The sequence below is a fragment of the Acidobacteriota bacterium genome (assembly GCA_009838525.1).
In the GTDB taxonomy this organism is placed as follows: domain Bacteria; phylum Acidobacteriota; class Vicinamibacteria; order Vicinamibacterales; family UBA8438; genus VXRJ01.
This window is the reverse complement of record VXRJ01000018.1, coordinates 126145-144573: the sequence shown is the minus strand read 5'-3', so window position 1 is coordinate 144573 and position 18429 is coordinate 126145. Positions and strand designations below refer to the sequence as shown.

Annotated in this window: 15 protein-coding genes and 1 tRNA gene; 2 read left to right on the top strand and 14 right to left on the bottom strand. The window is 69.6% G+C overall.

Features of this window, described 5'->3' with window-relative positions:
- Positions 1 to 11: 11 nt before the first annotated feature.
- The 8 genes from mce to F4Y45_06465 all read right to left on the bottom strand — a co-directional run bounded on the left by mce (position 12) and on the right by F4Y45_06465 (position 9404).
- The gene (gene mce, locus F4Y45_06500) at positions 12 to 434 is read right to left on the bottom strand and encodes a methylmalonyl-CoA epimerase (GenBank protein MXY24157.1); all 423 of its coding nucleotides are present in this window, start codon (positions 432 to 434) and stop codon (positions 12 to 14) included.
- A gap of 28 nt (positions 435 to 462) precedes the next feature.
- The gene (gene meaB, locus F4Y45_06495; protein ID MXY24156.1) at positions 463 to 1386 is read right to left on the bottom strand and encodes a methylmalonyl Co-A mutase-associated GTPase MeaB; all 924 of its coding nucleotides are present in this window, start codon (positions 1384 to 1386) and stop codon (positions 463 to 465) included.
- A 65-nt stretch (positions 1387 to 1451) separates the two neighbouring features.
- Positions 1452 to 2591, bottom strand: coding sequence for an acyl-CoA dehydrogenase (locus F4Y45_06490; GenBank protein MXY24155.1), 1140 nt, complete (start codon positions 2589 to 2591; stop codon positions 1452 to 1454).
- Positions 2592 to 2645: 54 nt separating this feature from the next.
- Positions 2646 to 4112 carry a DUF1501 domain-containing protein gene (locus F4Y45_06485; protein MXY24154.1) on the bottom strand — a complete coding sequence of 489 codons (1467 nt, stop codon included), beginning with the start codon at positions 4110 to 4112 and terminating at the stop codon, positions 2646 to 2648.
- A 6-nt stretch (positions 4113 to 4118) separates the two neighbouring features.
- On the bottom strand, positions 4119 to 7316 hold the full coding sequence (locus F4Y45_06480) for a DUF1553 domain-containing protein (protein MXY24153.1): 3198 nt from the start codon (positions 7314 to 7316) through the stop codon (positions 4119 to 4121).
- 37 nt (positions 7317 to 7353) lie between these two features.
- Positions 7354 to 7430 (bottom strand) — tRNA-Pro (locus F4Y45_06475).
- A 10-nt stretch (positions 7431 to 7440) separates the two neighbouring features.
- Positions 7441 to 7953 (bottom strand): MerR family transcriptional regulator, encoded by a 513-nt coding sequence (locus F4Y45_06470; GenBank protein ID MXY24152.1) that lies wholly within the window; start codon positions 7951 to 7953, stop codon positions 7441 to 7443.
- Between the two features lie 35 nt (positions 7954 to 7988).
- Positions 7989 to 9404, bottom strand: a complete 1416-nt coding sequence (locus tag F4Y45_06465; GenBank protein ID MXY24151.1) for a ribosome biogenesis GTPase Der — start codon at positions 9402 to 9404, stop codon at positions 7989 to 7991.
- A gap of 32 nt (positions 9405 to 9436) precedes the next feature.
- On the opposite strand from F4Y45_06465, the gene F4Y45_06460 reads away from it, so the two are divergent.
- Both F4Y45_06460 and F4Y45_06455 read left to right on the top strand, forming a co-directional pair.
- The gene (locus F4Y45_06460; GenBank protein MXY24150.1) at positions 9437 to 9709 is read left to right on the top strand and encodes an integration host factor subunit beta; all 273 of its coding nucleotides are present in this window, start codon (positions 9437 to 9439) and stop codon (positions 9707 to 9709) included.
- 50 nt (positions 9710 to 9759) lie between these two features.
- Positions 9760 to 10626: a site-2 protease family protein gene (locus tag F4Y45_06455; protein ID MXY24149.1), complete on the top strand. Its 867-nt coding sequence runs from the start codon at positions 9760 to 9762 to the stop codon at positions 10624 to 10626.
- A gap of 83 nt (positions 10627 to 10709) precedes the next feature.
- On the opposite strand, the gene priA is transcribed toward F4Y45_06455, so the two are convergent.
- Genes priA through F4Y45_06425 form a run of 6 tightly spaced genes read right to left on the bottom strand, consistent with a single transcriptional unit; the run spans position 10710 to position 18429 of the window.
- On the bottom strand, positions 10710 to 13043 hold the full coding sequence (priA, locus tag F4Y45_06450) for a primosomal protein N' (protein ID MXY24148.1): 2334 nt from the start codon (positions 13041 to 13043) through the stop codon (positions 10710 to 10712).
- Entirely contained in the window at positions 13043 to 13996 is a 954-nt protein-coding gene (locus tag F4Y45_06445) for a uracil-DNA glycosylase (GenBank protein MXY24147.1), read from the bottom strand. Before F4Y45_06445 ends, priA begins: the two co-directional genes overlap by 1 nt.
- Complete coding sequence (gene coaBC, locus F4Y45_06440) at positions 13890 to 15113, bottom strand: bifunctional phosphopantothenoylcysteine decarboxylase/phosphopantothenate--cysteine ligase CoaBC (protein MXY24146.1); 1224 nt, start codon at positions 15111 to 15113, stop codon at positions 13890 to 13892. The genes F4Y45_06445 and coaBC overlap by 107 nt, the downstream gene beginning before the upstream one ends.
- Before the next feature lie 2 nt (positions 15114 to 15115).
- On the bottom strand, positions 15116 to 15757 hold the full coding sequence (locus tag F4Y45_06435) for a guanylate kinase (GenBank protein MXY24145.1): 642 nt from the start codon (positions 15755 to 15757) through the stop codon (positions 15116 to 15118).
- A 6-nt stretch (positions 15758 to 15763) separates the two neighbouring features.
- Complete coding sequence (locus tag F4Y45_06430) at positions 15764 to 16648, bottom strand: YicC family protein (protein MXY24144.1); 885 nt, start codon at positions 16646 to 16648, stop codon at positions 15764 to 15766.
- Positions 16645 to 18429 (bottom strand): ABC transporter ATP-binding protein, encoded by a 1785-nt coding sequence (locus F4Y45_06425; protein ID MXY24143.1) that lies wholly within the window; start codon positions 18427 to 18429, stop codon positions 16645 to 16647. Before F4Y45_06425 ends, F4Y45_06430 begins: the two co-directional genes overlap by 4 nt.

Genomic DNA, 18429 nt, shown 5'->3' with positions numbered 1-18429 from the left:
ATCACCGGCGCTCACGACGTCTCCCCCGCCGCCGGCCGCTCCTGCTTCAGTTCGACCAGCACGCCGTGCGCGCTCGACGGATGAACGAAAGCGACCAGCGCGCCTTCCGCGCCGTCGCGGGGGACTTCGTCGATCAGGCGCACTCCCTGCGCGCGCAGGCGTTCGAGCGAGGCCGCAATGTCGTCGACCCGAAGCGTGATGTGATGGAGCCCCGGACCGCGGCGGCCGACGAAGCGCCCGATCGGCGAGTCGTCCGCCGTCGCCTCGAGCAGCTCCAGGGATGCGGAGCCGACCCTCAGAAAGTGCGCGCGCACCCCTTGGGCCGGCACCTCCTCGGTCCCGTCCACGTCGAGACCGAGCGCGGCTCGATAGAAGGCCAGCGCCGCATCGATGTCGCCGACGGCAATGCCGATGTGATCCAGTTCCACGTTCATCCGCTCTTCCTCTCCTGTCCGACGCGCTTCATCCCGACTGCTTCGCCATGTGCCGCATCAACCGCTCCGCCGCGACGTAGGGATCGAGCGCGCGGCTGGCAACCTCATCCACGATCGCGTCGATGCTGCCGCTGGCCGTGATGGCGGCGGTAACCCGTTCCGCGACAATCGCCTCCAGGCGGGCGCGCGCACGGCTGCGCGCTCGCTCCCCGCCACGGCCTCCGTCGGCCACGAAGCGCGCGACCTCCGCCGCCAGCTCCTCGATCCCGTCGCCGGTGGCAGCCGACGTCCGGACCACCTCCGGCTGGGGTGCATCCGGGCGCGCGTCGCGCAGGGCCAGCATGCCCTTGATGTCGGCGACAACGCGGTCGGCGCCCTCGCGGTCCGCCTTGTTGACCACGAAGACGTCGGCGATCTCCATGATTCCGGCCTTGATCGCCTGCACGTCGTCGCCGCCACCCGGGACGGTCACCACCACGGAAACGTCGGCCGTCCGCGAAATGTCGACCTCCGCCTGCCCAACGCCCACGGTCTCTATGAGCACGACCTCGCAACCGGCGGCATCGAGCACCACCAGCGCATCGTACGTGGCGCGGGCCAGTCCGCCCAACTGACCCCGCGTCGCCATGCTGCGGACGAAGACGCCATCGTCGCTGACATGGTCCTGCATCCGGATTCGGTCGCCCAGGATCGCGCCGCCGCTGAACGGGCTGGTCGGGTCGATGGCGAGCACGCCAACCGTCCGGCCCGCGGACCGCCAGAGCGCCGTCAACCGATTCGCCAGGGTGCTCTTGCCCACACCCGGCGCGCCGGTCAGCCCCACCACCAGCGCGCGTCCGGTCCGGGGGAACAGGGCGCCGATCAGCGCCGCCGACTCGGGCGCCTCCCGCTCGACGACGGAGATGGCTCGCGCCACCGCCCGGCGGTCTCCCGCGATGACGGCGGCGGCCAGTTCGGCCGGTCCGGCCGGGGCGGCGTCGGAAGCGGCGGGACGCGGCGGGAACCCGGCAGCGTTGGTCACGAGAGGTAGTGCCGGGCGATGACCAGCCGTTGAATCTCGCTTGTCCCCTCGCCGATCGTGAGCAGCTTCACGTCGCGGAAGAACTTCTCCGCCGGGTAGTCACGAACAAAGCCGTAGCCGCCATGAATCTGGACGCACTCCTCCGCCGCGCGCACCGCCGTCTCGCTGGAATGCAGCTTCGCGATCGATGACTCCCGTGTTGTCGCATGCCCCTGATCCTGTTCGTACGCCGCGCGATAGGTGAGCAGCCGGGAAGCGTCAATCGCCGTAGCGAGATCGGCCAGCTTCCACTGAATCGCCTGGAACGCGGTGAGCGGCTTCCCGAACTGGCGGCGCTGCTTGGCATGGCGCCGCGCCGCCTCGAACGCTCCCTGGGCAAGGCCGACCGCGAGCGCGGAGATCCCGATCCTCCCGGCGTCGAGCACCTGCATCGCATTGACGAACCCGTATCCCTCCCGCCCGAGGAGCGACTCCGCGGGGACGCGGCAATCGTCCAGCCGGGTCTCGGCGGTCGTGCTCGCGCGCATCCCGAGCTTCTTCTCCTTCCGCCCCGCGGAGAGGCCCGGCGCGCCTGCTTCCACCACAAAGGCCGAGATCCCGCGCTGGCCTCTGGCCGGCTCGGTCACCGCCATCACCACCGTCAAACCCGCGATGCCCGCGTGCGTCGTGAACGACTTCGTGCCGTTCAGCAACCACCCGTCTCCATCGCGCACGGCGCGAGCCCGGAGCGCCGCGGCGTCGCTTCCCGCGTCGGGCTCCGTCAGCGCCCAGGCGCCGAGCATCTCGCCACGCGCGAGCGGGCCGAGCCAGCGCTCGCGCTGCGTGTCGGATCCGAACCTGGCGATGTGAGACGCCGCGAGGCCATTATGCGCGGCCACCATCAGTGCAACCGCCGGGTCGACGCGGGCCAGCTCCTCGATGATGATGCAGTACTCGACGGCAGAGAGCTCGGCGCCGCCGTAGCGCACGGGAAACTGCATGCCGAACAGGCCGAGGGCCGCGAGCTTGGGCTGAAGCTCCGGACCGAACGCCTCCGCCTCGTCCCACTCCGTGACGTGAGGTGCTATCTCCCGCTCGGCGAACTCCCGGATCGACTGGCGGGTGATTTGCTCCGCCTCCGTCGGTCGGAAGTCCATCAGGCCGCTGGGCGCCCTTGCGGGCGCGTCCGGCGCCGGCTCCCAGCCACCGGTCTACGCCAGGATGTCGTCGACCACGGTGCCATGAACGTCGGTCAGTCGGAAGTCGCGTCCCTGGTACTCGTACGTCAGTTTCGTGTGATCGATGCCGAGGAGATGCAGCATCGTCGCATGCAGGTCGTGGATGTGGACCGGGTCCCTGACGATGTTGTACGAGAAGTCGTCGGTCTCGCCGTAGCTGATGCCCGGCCGCACGCCGCCGCCCGCCAGCCACATCGTGAAGCAGCGCGGATGATGGTCGCGCCCGTAGGTCTCCTCGGTGAAGACGCCCTGGCAGTAGGCGCTCCGGCCGAACTCGCCTCCCCAGACCACCAGCGTGTCGTCCAGCATGCCGCGGTTCTTCAGGTCGGTGACGAGCGCCGCCTGCGCCTGATCGACGTCCCCGGCCTGCCGCTCGATGCCCTGTGGCAGCCGCGTGTGCTGATCCCACCCGCGGTGGAAGCACTGCACGAACCGGACGTCGCGTTCCGCCAGCCGGCGGGCCAGCAGGCAGTTGCGGGCAAACGTGCCCGGCTTGCGCGAGTCCTCCCCGTACAGATCGAACGTGCTCTCCGGCTCGTCCGACAGATCGGTCAGCTCGGGAACGGAGCTCTGCATCCGGTACGCCATCTCGTACTGCGCGATCCGCGTCGCCGTCTCCGGGTCGCCGAACTCCGCCTCCTTCAGGGTGTTCAATTCACCCAGATCGTCCAGGAAGCGGCGGCGCGTCGCATCGTCGACGCCCGGCGGGTTCGACAGGTAGAGGACCGGGTCGCCGGTCGACAGGAACTTCACTCCCTGGTAGCGGGTCGGCAGGAAACCGCTTCCCCATAGTCGATCGTAGAGCGGCTGGCCGGTCTGGGCCGAGCCCTTCGAGACCATGGCGACGAACGTCGGCAGATCGGCGTTCATCGAACCCAGCCCATAGGAGAGCCACGCGCCGATGCTCGGCCGGCCGGCGAGTTGCGCGCCGGTCTGGAAGAAAGTGATCCCGGGGTCGTGGTTGATCGCCTCGGTGTGCAACGAGTGGACGAAGCAGAGATCGTCGACGATCCGCGCCGTGTGTGGCATGAGCGAGCTGACCCATGTGCCGGACTGCCCATGCTGCGTGAAGGGATACTTCGACGGGACCAGCGGAAAGCTGGTCTGGCCGGCCGTCATCGTCGTCACCCGCTGGTTGCCGCGGACCGACGGTGGGAGATCCTCTCCCACCATCCGCGCCAGCGCCGGCTTGTAGTCGAACAGCTCGTGCTGGGACGGCGCCCCCGACATGAAGAGGTAGATCACCCGTTTCGCCCTGGGCGCGTAGTGCGGCAGCCCGGGCAGCGCGCCGCCCCCCGCGCCGCCGGCCGGCGGCGCGACGGGCGCCTGCGCGAGCAGGTCCTGGCCGAAGAGGGTCGCGAGCGCGGCCGAACCTATGCCGGTGCTTGCCAGTTCAAGAAACCGCCGCCGAGACAGCCACCGTTCCAGTGCTTCGTCCATCGTGGGCTATTCCTTCGTAATGGTGCCGTCGAAGTTCAGGAGCAGGTTCGCCACCATCGTGTAGGAGGCAAGCTCCGCCACGTCGAGCGTCTCGTCGCGCGGCGACTCGCCCTGGGTCACCAGCGCGAGCGCCGCTTCCCGATCCGCCTGGTAGCGGTCGAGATGCCGCCCGAAGCCATTCACGAGGATTGCTTCGGCTTCCGGCCGCGGCCGGTGCGCGGTGACCAGATAGTGCGCCCAGCCGATCCTCTCTTCGGGCGACACGCCTCCTTCGGTCATCATCCGTTCGGCCAGGCGGCGCGCCGCCTCCACGTAAGTCACGTCGTTCATCAGGTTGAGCGCCTGCAGCGGCGTGTTGGTCCGCCCGGTGCGGACAATGCAGGTCTCGCGTGTCGATGAATCGAACGTCATCATCGCCGGCGGGCCGAGCGTTCGCTTCCAGAACGTGTAGAGGCTGCGCCGGTACAGGTCGTCTCCCTCCGAGGGCTCGTAGGAACCGTAGCCGCCCTCCACGACCTCGTCCCAGAGGCCCTCCGGTTGGTACGGCTTGACCGACGGCCCGCCGAGGCGCTCGGCCAGCAGGCCGGAAACCGCGAGGGCCTGATCGCGAATCATCTGCGCCGGGAGCCGCAACCGCGGTCCGCGAGCCAGCCGGCGGTTCTCGGGATCGGCCTCCCACGCTTCCGGGGTGACATGCGACGCCTGCCGGTAGGTGGCGCTCGTGACGATCAGTCGCTGCATCGCCTTGATGTCCCACCCGGAATCGATGAACGACGTGGCGAGCCAGTCGAGCAGCTCGGGATGACTCGGGTACTCGCCCTGCGTGCCGAAGTTCTCCGCCGTCTTCACGAGGCCGGTTCCGAAGTACTGCTGCCAGAAACGGTTCACGGTGACACGGGCGGTGAGCGGATGGTCAGGAGCGACCAGCCAGCGGGCGAACGTCAGGCGGTTCGCTTCCTCACCCGCGGGCAGCGGCGGCAGCACCGCGGGAACGCCCGGAAAGACCTCCTCCGCCGGGTTGTCGTAGGCGCCCCGCTCCAGTCGGAAAGTGGGACGCCGCTCGGCCATCTCCTCCATCACCATCACGGTCGGGAAGCTGGCCCAGAGCGCCTCGCGCTCCCGCTCCAGCATGGCGACGGCGGCGTAGGCCTCCCGCACGTCCGGCGGGGCGTACTGATCGAAGAACGCGAGCCGGAGCTTCTCCGTCTGGCTGGCGGACCGGTCGGCCGGCGGGATCGCGGCGATCTCGCCGAGCGCCTCGCGCGTCGCAACAACCGCCGCTTGCTCCGGCGTCAGCGCCGCGCCGTAGATCCGCACGTCGTCAATCGCGCCATCGAACCGGGGCTTGTCCGATCCGCTCGCGCCGATCCGGAGCGGATAGCGCTGCGGCATCCGGTTCCCCACCAGGTCGAGAAGCCCCTCCAGCTCCTGCGGCACGCCATCGACGTAAACCGCCATGCCTTCCGGGGTCTTCGAGCCATCGTGGCTCGCGACGACATGCTGCCACTCCCCGAGGCGAACCGGAGCCACCGTCTCGGCCGCCACACCGTCGTCGAGGACACGCGTCGACATGTTCAGTCGCAGCTTGCCCGCCTCAAGATAGAGACCCCAGCCAACTTCACCCTGATCGCCGGCCGACGCGCGCGAGGCAATCACGCCGTCAGCGGCCTCCGGGCGGATCCAGGCCGCGATGGTGAATGGGTCGTCGTAACCCACGTCCGGATGCGCACCAGCGTTGACGTAGCGCTCGCCGTCGAAGGCGAACGCCGAATCCCGCGGTCCGTCGACGAAGCGGGGCGTCCCCTCCTCCAGGACGGCGGACACGTCTTCGGGGCTTCTCGCCGCGGCGATGTCACCGTCGAACGGATGGTGGGCCAGCAGGTCGTCCCGGAGCACCCAGTCGAGCGGCCCCGCTTCGGCAAGGGAAGCCTCCCACGCCGCCCGCGCCTCGGCCGTCTCCGCATCGAGTGCCGCCAGGGCTTCGCGCGCCTCCACCAGCTTGGCGTCGAGCGCAGCGATCTCTTCTTCCTGTTCCGCCGTCGGCGCGGTGATCAGCGGCGGCGAGTTGACGTACTTGAAGCCCTTGCCCCGCTCCGGGATGTTGTTGAAGTGCGCGATCACCTCGTAGAACTCGCGCTGCGAGACGGGATCGAACTTGTGATCGTGACAGCGTGCGCACCCGAGGGTCAGGCCGAGCCAGATCGTCGAGGTGGTCTCGACGCGGTCGACGGCGTATGCCACGAGGAACTCCTCCGGAACGATCCCACCCTCGCTGTTCAGGCTGTGGTTCCGGTTGAACGCGGTGGCAATGCGTTGATCGCTCGTCGCGCTCGGCAGCATGTCTCCCGCGATCTGCTCGATGGTGAACTGATCGAACGGCATGTTGGCGTTGTAAGCGTCGATCACCCAGTCGCGCCAGCGCCACATCGATCGCTCGCCGTCGGTCTGGTAACCGTTGGTGTCCGCGTAACGCGCCGCATCGAGCCACTCGCTCGCCATCCGCTCGCCGTAGCGCGGCGATGCGAGCAGTCGATCAACCGCCTGCTCGTACGCGTCTGCCGCGTCGTCATTCAGAAAGGCCGCCAGATCGGCCGGACTGGGCGGGAGGCCCGTCAAGTCGAGAGACACGCGCCGCAGCAGCGTCGCGCGGTCCGTTTCGGACGCGGGTCTCAGGTCCTCGGACTCGAGCCGGGCGAGGACGAACCGGTCGATCGGATTGCGTGACCAATCGGCATCCGCCACCGGGGGAAGCTCGGGTCGCTCGGGCGGAATGAACGCCCAGTGCGGCCGCCATTCCGCACCCTGATCAATCCAGAGGCGTATCGTCTCCACCTGGTCGTCGGTAAGCGGATCGGCGCCCTGCGGCATCCGAAGACGCGCGTTCCGATGGGTCAGACGCTGGAACAGGCTGCTCGCCTCGGCATCCCCCTCGACGATGACCGGCCCTCCCAGGCGGCCCCGGTCTTCGAACCAGCCCTCGCGCGTATCGAGGCGGAGCCCCCGCTGCCGGGTCGCCTCGTCCGGCCCGTGGCAGGCGAAGCAGTTCTCCGAGAGAACCGGACGCACCTCGCGCTCGAAGTCGACCACCCGTTCGGGCCGGGCATCCTGCTGCGCGCCAAGCTCCGGCGCAGGCAGAGCACCGAGCGCCAGCAACGCAAGGACGGCGGTCAGGACACCACTTCGGAGTGCCACTTTCATCCTCATCCTCCCGGAAGACGGAACACCCGAACGATACGAAACATGGTCGGGATGACTGGATTCGAACCAGCGACCCCCTGACCCCCAGTCAGGTGCGCTACCAGGCTGCGCCACATCCCGACGAACTCACCTACGGCGACGCGCGCCGGCGCTTCCGCGGCGCACCGCCCTTCCCCGGCCGCGCCGGCGCGCCGCGCGCGGCGGGGGACAATGCCGCCGCCGCTTTCGACGCCGCCGCCGCGGTCGATCCCGCGGGACCGTTCCGCCCCTCCACGACATCGGACGAGAGGGACGTCAGAATGGCCCGCAAGTCCGCCTTCACCGCGGTGATCCGCTCGCGGGCCTTCTGCCCCAACAGATCCTCCAGCGGCAAGTGCTCGACGGACGCCTCGGGCGCTTCCTCTGCCCCAAGCTTGCGCCGTGCCGCTCCAAGCGTCAACCCCTCTTCGAGAAGCAGGCGCTTGATCGACAACACCAGTTCGATGTCGACCTTCCGGTAAACACGGCCGCCGTTCGGCGTCGACTCCCCCAGCTTCGGAAACTCCCTCTCCCACGACCTAAGGACGAAGGGTTGCACCTTCGCCAGGGCACACACTTCCGACGCCTTGAAGAGCGGGCGATCCGGAATCTCGACGGCTGCCACGGTCTCGCGACAATTCTACATGTCTCGCCGGGTCTTCAGCGGCGCCCGGACGCGCGTTGGCGCCGGGCGCGCGCCCGGACGCGGATGGGTGAGCCCTCGAAGCCGAACGCCTGGCGAAGATGATTGCGCAGATAGCGCTCGTACGAGAAATGGAAGCGCGTGGCCACGTTCGTGAAGAAGACGAACGTCGGGGGCCGCACCGCCACCTGTGTCGCGTACAGGATCCTCACCTCTCGCTTGCCCGGACTCGCCGGGCGGTGACGCGCCGTGATGCGTTGCACCACCCGGTTCAGCTCCGCCGTCCCCACGTGCGTCGCACGGGCCGCGGCCACGTCGGCCGCACGCTCGAGAACCCGCACCGTCCGCTCCCCGGTCAGCGCGGAAACATGCAGGATTGGCGCGAAACGCGCGAAACGGAGCGCATCGCGCAAATCCGCATCGTACGTTCGGTAGTAGCCAGGGCCCTTCTCCTTCACCAGATCCCACTTGTTGGCGACGAGGACGACGCCGCAGCCCGCCTCTTCCGCCGCGCCCGCAATCGCGGCGTCCTGTTTCGTGATCGGCGCGGAAGCGTCGATCAGCAGGACCGCAACGTCTGCGCGCGCGAGGGCCCGGCGCGCCTGCAGGACGCTGACCGCCTCCACGCGTCCGGACTGCGCGACCCGGCCGGGACGTCGGATGCCGGCCGTGTCGACCAGGCGGATGCGCCGCCCGTGCCAGGCGAGCACCGTATCGACGGCATCGCGCGTAGTGCCGGCCAGCTCGCTCACCAGCATCCGGTCCTCGCGCAGGAGCCGGTTGACGAGCGACGACTTGCCTACGTTCGGACGGCCGACAATCGCCACGCCGGTCTCGGTCGGATCGCGGCCAGCGGTTGCATCCGAATCGTCCGGCGCCACCGTCCGATCATGTTCGGAACCCCGCCTGGAACGGGCGGGGCGGAATGACGGCGGCAGCCGCTCCACGACCGCATCGAGCAGGTCTCCGACGCCGAGGCCATGCTCGGCCGCGATCGGAAGCGCCGGCTCCACGGCCAGTGGGGCGAACGCCGCCACCACGCCGGCATCGCGCTGATCGTCCACCTTGTTCACCGCGAGAACGAGCGGCGCGGCGGCGCGGCGGGCCCGCGCCACCACCTCCTCGTCCGCCGGCACGAGACCATCGCGGGCATCGACCAGGACGACGATCACGGCGGCGGTGTCGAGCGCGCCAAGGCCCTGTGCGGCCACCGCACCGTGCAGGGGATCCTCGCTGGCGCCGAACAGTCCGCCGGTGTCAAGCAGATCGACCGTCGTGCCGAGCCATTCGACGGGCTGGCGCATTACGTCGCGCGTCGTCCCCGCGATGGGCGTTACGATGGCGCGACGCTCGCCCGTCAGGCGGTTGAAGAGGGTCGACTTGCCAACGTTGGGACGGCCGGCGAGAACGACACGCGGACGGCGCTCTTGTATGATGGTGCTCCATTCTGATCCGACCACACGCCATGATCAAGGCTGACCTCGTCAACCGCGTGTCGCAGGCCGCCGCCATCACCAAGCAGCAGTCCGAGCGGGCGGTGGAGACGATGCTCAACGCGCTCAGCCACTCGCTGCAGCGCGGTGAACGGATCGAGCTTCGCGGGTTCGGCGTTTTCTCGGTGCGTCCGCGGAAACGGGGCATCGGTCGCAACCCGCGCACGGGGCAGGAGGTCCGAATCCCGCCCGGGCGAACCATCCGATTCAAGCCGGGCAAGGACCTCCAGGACATAGGGACCTGACCGAGCCGATCGCCGTCCCGTTTCCGGAAGCGCCACCGCCGCCGCCGCCCGTGCGCCGCCGCCCGCGCTTGATTCATGCGGCGCTGTTTCTCGCCACCGTTACCAGCACCATGTACGTCGGGAGCGGCCACTACGCAGGCTTCATGTCCGACTTCACGCGCGATCCGCCGGCCGTCTCGTTTCTCGACGGCGCCTGGTACAGCCTGACCATCCTGGCGATCCTGGGCGTGCACGAAATGGGTCACTACCTGGCGTGCCGCTACTACCGAATCGACGCCTCGCTGCCGTACTTCCTCCCTGCGCCGCTCCTGACCGGCACCATCGGCGCCTTCATCCGGATCCACGGCCGCATTCCCACCAAACCCATCCTGTTCGACGTCGGCGCGGCAGGGCCGATCGCGGGCTTCGTCGTAGCCGTGCCGGCGCTCTTCCTCGGCATCGCGCTTTCACGCGTGACGCCGCTGCCGGAGAACGGCGCCGGAGTTCTCACACTGGGCGAGCCCCTCCTGTTCCAGGGCGCCGCCTGGCTGATCTGGGGACCGATTCCGGAGGGGCACTCCATCAACCTCCACCCGATGGGCTTCGCCGCCTGGTTCGGCCTGCTCGCTACCGCGCTCAACCTCTTCCCCATCGGCCAGCTCGACGGGGGGCACATCGCCTACGCGGCGCTCGGACCGCGTTCCACCGCCATTACCCTCGGCACCGTTGCCATCGTCATTGCATTGACTTTCGTCTCCGCGAGCTGGATTGTCTGGGCCATCCTGATGGTGTTGATGCTGATTCTGGCCGGGCCGCGGCATCCACGCACCCTCGACGAGCACATTCCGCTCGATCCGGTCCGCCAACGTGTCGCACTCGCCGCCGCGGCGATCTTCATCGTCTGCTTCACGCCGACACCACTTGAATTCGGCGGCTGACTGCGCGCCCCGGTGCGCCGGCCTCCAGGCCGGCAAGAGAACAACAGTCGATGCCGGCGTGGACGCCGGCGCACTGCTGGCTTCTACAGCAGGTTCACGGGATCGACATCCACCGTGACGCGGCGGCGCAGGTCGGGGCGGGCATCGAGAGCGGCGCGAACCGCCTGCCTCATCGCCGGTCGCGCGTTGCCCTTCAGGAAAACCTGCGCGCGGTGCTGGCCGCGGAGGCGAGCGAGAGGCGCGACCGCGGGACCGAGCACGCGTACGCGGGAACCGACGCTTCGACGGATCAGCGTGGCCAGGGCGCCGGCGTCCTCCATCGCCGCGCCGAGCGAGCGGCCGCGGACAACGGCGTTCACCATCGACACGACCGGCGGATAGCGCAGGTGGTCGCGGTAACGCATTTCCTCCTCGAAGAACGGCTGATACGCCTGGCCGCACGCGTGCACGACGGCGTAGTGCTCCGGGTGGAACGACTGCACGATTGCCACGCCGCGGCGGTCGCCCCGCCCCGCGCGGCCGGCGACCTGGGTCAGCAACTGGAAGGTGCGCTCCGCCGCCCGGAAGTCGGCCAGACCGAGGCCGACATCGGCGGAAATCACTCCCACCAGCGTCACGTTCGGAAAGTCGTGCCCCTTGGCGATCATCTGCGTACCGACCAGTACGTGGATCGCTCCGTCACGGAAGTCGGCGAGGAGCGAGGCCAGCGCGCCGCGCCGGCGGGCCGCGTCGCGATCCAGGCGGGCCACCCGGGCAGACGGGAACTGTTCGGCCACTTCGGCTTCGATCCGTTCCGTACCGAAACCGACCGCCTCGAGGTACGGACCGGCGCAGTGGGCGCAGGTGTCCGGGCGGCGGACGCTGTAGTTGCAGTAGTGGCACCGGACGCGGTCCGCGGCGCGGTGAAGGGTCAGCGAGACGCTGCAGTTGGGGCACTCGAACGTCCGGCCGCACGATCGGCAGAGCATGGCGGCTGCGAAGCCGCGCCGGTTCAGCAGGACCAGGGCCTGCTCGCCCCGGTCAAGCGTCCCCCCAAGCGCCTCGCGGAGCGGGCGGCTCAGCACCGTATCGGGGCCGCTGTCCGCCACCTCTCTCCGCATGTCGACGACGCGCACGTCGGCCAGCGGGCGCCGATGCACCCGCTCGTCCATCGTGACCAGGTGGTACTTGCGCCGCGCCGCGTGGTGCGCGCTTTCCAGTGACGGTGTCGCCGACCCGAGCACCACCAGGGCGCAAGCCGCCTGGGCCCGGACGATCGCGACGCTGCGGGCGTGATAGCGGGGATTCCCATCCTGCTTGTAGGACGCGTCGTGCTCCTCGTCGACGACGACGAGACCGAGGCGGTCGAGCGGCGCAAAGACCGCCGAGCGCGTCCCGACGACGACATCTACGGCGCCGTTCCGGATCCGGTGCCACTGATCGTGGCGCTCGCCGTCGGAGAGGCCGCTGTGTTGAATCGCGACCCGTTCGCCGAACGCATCGCGGAACGCCGCCGCCACGGCCGGCGTGAGTGCGATTTCCGGAACCAGCGCCAGCGCGCGGCGGCCGGCGGTCACGACGTCGCGCGCGAGGCGCAGGTACACCTCGGTCTTGCCGCTGCCGGTGACGCCGCGCAGGAGGGCCACGTCGAACGCGTTCCGCGCCGCGAGGGGCCCGAGCGTGTCGAGCGCCGCGCGCTGGCCGGCCGTCAGACGGCGCACCGCGGCGGAGCGGGGCGGATACGCCAGCTCCCGCGGCAGGGCGCCCGCTCCCGGCGCGAAAGGGTCGCGGTCTACGCGGCGCAGATCGACCGTCACCAGGCCGCGCTGCCGGAGACGCGCGACGACCGTGTTGTCCACACCGGCCGCGGCGAGGGCGCTGGCCGGCAGGCCCTCCGTTCCTGTTACGGCGAGACGATCGAGGCCATCGCGCTGGCGCGGTCCGAGGCGCGGGCGGATGGGCGGAGCCGCGCCCGGCGGGCGCCCGGGCCGGGCCGGCGAATCGCCCGGCGGCGCAGCGAGCGCGGCGAGACCCGCGGGAGTGATGCGTACGACCCGTTGCGTGCGGAAGCCGGCCGCGCCCCGGCGACCATCCGTCGACCGTGACGCAAGCGGCGGCAGGGCGGTGGCAATGGCCTCGCCGGCGCCGCAGACATAGTAGTCGGCCACCCACAGCGCGAGCCGGACGACGTCGAGCGGCAGGTAGGGCGCTTCATCCAGGATCTCGACCAGATCCCGCACGTCACCGTCCGGGGGTGTCCCGGACGGGGTCTCGCCCCGGCCGTCGGGCTCCGGCACCACGCAGCCGATGACCGTGCGCCGACCGAGCGGAACGCGGACACGCGCGCCGGCGGGCGGCGGCGGCATGCCTGCCGGCACCCCGTACGTAAGCGGAGGGAGGAACGGCACCGGCACCGCGACCGACACCAGACGGGGCATCAGCCGCGGAGGATCGACTGGACCCGCTGCATGTCTTCCCAGACGTCCCGCTTCCGGTCGGGACTCCGAAGAAGGTACGCGGGGTGGAATGTCGGGACCAGTTGCGCGCCCCGACACGCGTAGAGCCGGCCACGCGCTCTAGAAATGGCGATGGAATCGTCGCCGAGCAGGGTCTTCACCGCAAAAGACCCGAGCGCCACGATCACGCGTGGTGCGATCACGTCGATCTGGGCGTAGAGGAACGGCCGGCAGGTCTCGATCTCGTCCGGCTCGGGGTTGCGGTTCTCGGGCGGCCGGCACTTGATCACGTTGGCGATGTAGACATCCTGGCGCCGCAGGCCAATCGCCTCGATGATCCGGGTCAGGAGCTGCCCGGCCCGACCGACGAATGGCTCACCCTGCAGGTCCTCGTCGCGTCCCGGGGCCTCCCCCACGAACATCAGATCGGCTTCCGGGTTCCCCACCCCGAACACCAGGTGCCTCCGGCCGCCGTGGAGCTTGCAGCGGGTGCAGTCGCCCAGCTCGTGGCGGACCGCCGCGAGGCGCTCAGCCGCCGTTGCACCTTCCGGCACGACCACCGGCTCGTCGAGGAACGACGCCGCCTGCGGGGCGGCGATCGGCTCGAGTTCGCCCGGCCCGGGCTCGCTCGCTTTGGATGGCGGCGAAGTGGCGCCGGAGCTGCCGGCCTCAACCGGCTCGCTCGTCGCCCGCGCCGCCGCATCGGCGGGACGGTCGCGCCACGCCGGATCCCGGCTGACGCCGGCAACGCCGAGCGCACGATAGTACGCCAGGTGTGCGGCGACCTGTTCCCGCCGGTTGCGCTGGTCGCGGTCGGACACGATGGGACTACGACGGGACGGCCGCCGTCCGCGCCGCGAGACGCGCATCGATCCGGTCGAGGACGATCCGGGCGAGATCGTGCTTCGACCGGAGCGAAACTGGCTCGACGCCATCCGCGCTCACCAGGTGGGCCGCGTTGGTCTCCGTGCCGAAACCCGCGCCTGGCGCCGTGACGTCGTTCGCCACGATGAGATCGACCTGCTTCGCGTTCAGCTTCTCCTGGGCGTGGTCGATGACATCCTGCGTTTCCGCCGCGAAGCCAATCAGGATCGGTTTGGGCCCGCCACCGCGGCGTGCGCCCAGGTCAGCCAGGATGTCCGGTGTCCGGCGGAGTTCCAGCACCAACTCGCGGTCGCGCTTCTTGAGCTTCGCCGCACTTGCGCCGGCGGCCGGCGTGTAGTCGGCGACCGCCGCCGCCATCACTACGGCATCGACGGCTTCGCCGGCGGTCAGGCGCATCACCGCCTCGTGCATCTCCGCCGCGCTCCTGACCGCGAATCGCTCCACGCCGGCGGGCGGCGGCAGTTCGGTCGGGCCCGACACGAGCAGCACCCGCGCGCCCCGCGCCGCCGCCTCGGCCGCCACCGCATGGCCCATCCGACCGGTCGACCGGTTGCCGAGGAAACGGACCGGATCGATGTCCTCGCAGGTCGGTCCGGCCGTCACGAGCAGGGCGCGCCCCGCCCACTCGCGGCGGCCGCGCAGCACGACGTCGGCCGCCTCGACGATCTGTTCCGGCTCGGCCAGGCGTCCCTTGCCGACCCAGCCGCAGGCGAGATACCCCTCCCCCGGATCGACGAAGCGCACGCCCCGATCGGCCAACGTCCGAAGGTTCGCTTGCACTGCCGCGTGCCCCAGCATGTTGGTGTTCATCGCCGGGGCGAGCAGCACCGGGGCCGTGGTGGCGAGGTAGAGGGAAGAGAGGAAATCGTCGGCCACTCCGCCGGCGAACTTGCCAATCACGTTCGCGGTGGCCGGCGCCACCAGCAGCAGGTCCGCGTCGGTGGCGAGCGCGATGTGATCGATATCGGCGTTTACGCCGGGTGCGAACTGATCGGTCGCGACGCGGCGCTTCGTGATCGCCTCAAACGTGAGAGGGCCGACGAACCGTTGCGCGTTGGCGGTCATCACGGCCGCCACATCGTGTCCCCTCTGCTGGAGACCGCGCGCCACCTCGACCGCCTTGTAGGCGCCGATGCCGCCGCTGACACCGAGTGCGACCAGCGCCATGGTCAGTCGTCCTCGACACGTCGGCCCGGCCGGTGGAACGTGTCGGCGACCACGCGAACCGTGTCGGCCATCGCCGCCGCGGACGACCGCTCGGCCAGGACTATCTGGCGGAGTCGCTCGACGCAGTCGTCGATGTCGTCGTTCACCACGACATAGTCGTAGTCGCCGCTCATTTCCACCTCTCGGCGCGCCGTCTCGAGGCGTCGAGCCAAGTCCTCCGGCGACGCGCCAGCCGTCCGCGCGTGCAAACGCCGTTCCAGTTCGCTGAATGACGGCGGCAGGATGAAGATGCCGACCGCGTCGACCCGCGATCGCACCTGCCGGGCTCCCTGCACGTCGATCACCAGCACGACATCGCGTCCCGCCGCGCGGTGCCGTTCGGTGTCCGCCGCGCCGGTGCCGTACAGGCGGCCGAACACCTCCGCCCACTCGAGGAACGCGCCAGCGTCGATCATCTCCCGGAAGTGCGACGCCTCGACAAAATTATAGTCAACACGGTCGACCTCCCTCGGACGCATCGGGCGGGCGGTGTACGAACGTGACCGCACCAGACCGGGCACCAGCTCCACCAGCCGATCCACCACCGTCGTCTTTCCGGTGCCGGAAGGAGCCGAGACGATGAACAGCCTTCCACGACGCGACACTACCGCTCACTCCACGTTCTGGACCTGCTCACGCAACTTCTCCAGCTCGGCCTTGGCATCAACCACCAGCACTGGCGTGTCGCCGCCGTCCGCCTTCGATCCGATCGTGTTCACTTCGCGGTTCATTTCCTGCAACAGAAAATCGAGCTTGCGTCCACACGGCTCGGGACCCCGCGCCAGCGACGCCCAGTGCGCCACGTGAGCGTCCAGCCGCGTGAGTTCTTCCGCGATGTCCGAGCGCGCCGCGAAGCGGACCACCTCCTGCGCGACGGCGGACGGATCCGTCGCCACATCGGGCGCCAGTTCCGCAACACGTGCCGTCAACCGCTCCCGGAGCGCGGCCTCGCCTGCCGCGGCGGCCGCCGCCATCCGTTCGATCAGCCCGGCGAGCGCGGCGAGGCGGCGATCGAGGTCCGCCGCGAGATGCTCCCCTTCCGTCTGGCGCATCGCGTCGAGCTCCGCGACCGCCTCGTCGACGGCGTCACGCACGACGCCGTTCACCGCCTCGGCTTCTCCCTCCGGCGGGAGTTCCGTAACGGTGACAACGCGCGGAAACGCCAGCAACTCGCCCGCCGTCCAGCCGGCGCGGGTCGCGCCCGCAACGTCGGGGCGTCCGGCCGCCGAGAGAAGCGCGGCGATCAACCTCTCGTCCACCCGCACGTCAACCGGCGGCGCATCGGCCAGTGCGGTCGAGACAGTTACCTCGACCCGCCCTCGGGCGACACGCTCGCGGACCTGCTCGCGGATTGCCGATTCCAGTGCGAGCAAGGGCGACGGCACGCGGACCTGGACATCGAGATAGCGATGATTGACGCTCCGCGCGGTGACGCGGACTCTCAGACCGTCCGCCTCGCGCGTGAGCGACGCGAAACCGGTCATGGAGCGAATCACGCGACCACCGTCCCGTCCGGCGCCCGCGCCCCGCTGGCGGACCGGCCAAAGATCTGCTTGGCGTACAACCTGGCGTAGTGGCTCTCCGGATCGGCAAGCAGATCCTCGTGCCGGCCAGTCTCCACCACGCGGCCGCCATCCACGACGATGATCGCGTCCGCCCGGCGAATCGTCGACAGGCGGTGCGCAATGACGAACGACGTGCGGTCCTTCAGCAGGTGAATCAGTGCATCCTGCACGAGAAGCTCCGACTCGGCGTCGAGCGACGAAGTCGCCTCGTCCAGGATGAGGATCGGCGCGTTGCGAAGCAGGGCCCGCGCGATAGCGAGCCGCTGGCGCTGCCCCCCCGACAGGCGCTGACCCCGCTCGCCGATCGTCGTGTCGTAGCCGTGGGGCAACTCCTCGATGAACTCGTGGGCGTTAGCCGCGCGAGCCGCCGACTCGATGGCGGCTCGTCCGGCGCCCGGCGCACCATAGGCGATGTTGTTGGCGATCGTGTCGTCGAAGAGGATCGTCTCCTGCGTCACGATGCCGATGCTCGCGCGCAGCGACGACAGGGTGACATCCCGAATGTCGACGCCGTCAATCAGGATCGCGCCGGCCGTCACGTCGTAGAAACGCGGAACCAGGTTGACCAGCGTCGTCTTGCCCGCCCCGCTCAGGCCGACGATCGCCGCCGTGCGCCCGGCCGGGACATCGAAGGAGATCCCGCGCAGAACCTCCTCGCCCTCCGCGTCGTCGTAGACGAAGCCGACATCGCGGAACGCAATGCCGGAGCGGACCGGCGCCAGGGGCCGGGCATCCGGCCGTTCCCGCACTTCGCTGTCGGTGTCCATCACCTCGAATACACGCTCGGACGCCGCGTACGCCTGCTGAACGTTGGCATTGACCCGGCTGAGCTTCCTGACCGGCCCGTACATCAGGAGCAGCGCGCTGACGAAAGCCACGAAGTCACCCGTCGACATCGCCCCGCTACGGATCCGGGTCGAGCCGTACCAGAGGACGAAAACAACACCGACGGCGCCAATCAGCTCCATCAGGGCCGGCAGCGCCGACAGCGTGCTCGCCACCTTCATCGTGATCCGGTAAGTGGCCTGGGATGCGCGGATGAAGCGTCCCCCTTCGAATCCCTCGGCGGAGAAAGCCTTGACGATCCGATGCCCGGAAAACGCCTCCGCGGTGATGTGCGACAACCGCTCCAAGGCCTCCTGTGTCCGACGCGTGGTCCGTCTCACCCGTTGGCCGAGGCGCACAAGGGGATAAACGACGAGCGGCGCGCAACAGATGGAGACAAGAGCCAGCCGCGCGTCAATCCAGACGAGCACGCCCGCGAGCACCAGCACCGTGATCGACTCGCGCAGCAGGTCTCCCGCCGTCTCGGAGAGCACCTGCTGGATCCGCATGATGTCGTTGCTCATCCGCGACATCAGGCCGCCAGTTGTATGGCGCGAGAAGAAGCTGGCCGACTGATCGAGGATGTGGCGGAACAGTCCGTCACGCAGGTCGCGCACGACGCGCTGGCCGACGTCGGTCATCAGGTAGGCGGAGCAGTACCCGCCTATCCCCTTGGCCAGGGTGAAGCCGAGGATGCCGGCCGCGATTACTCCGAACTGCACTCCATCGCTCAGCGCATCGGCGACCAGCACCTCGTCGACGATCGGCTTCAGGAGCCAGACCAGTGCGCCCTGCGCCGCGGCGTAGACGGCCATCCCGGCCACCGCGCCGATGAACCGCACGCGGTGCGGTCTTGCATAACGGGCGAGCCGGAGCATCGGATGCAA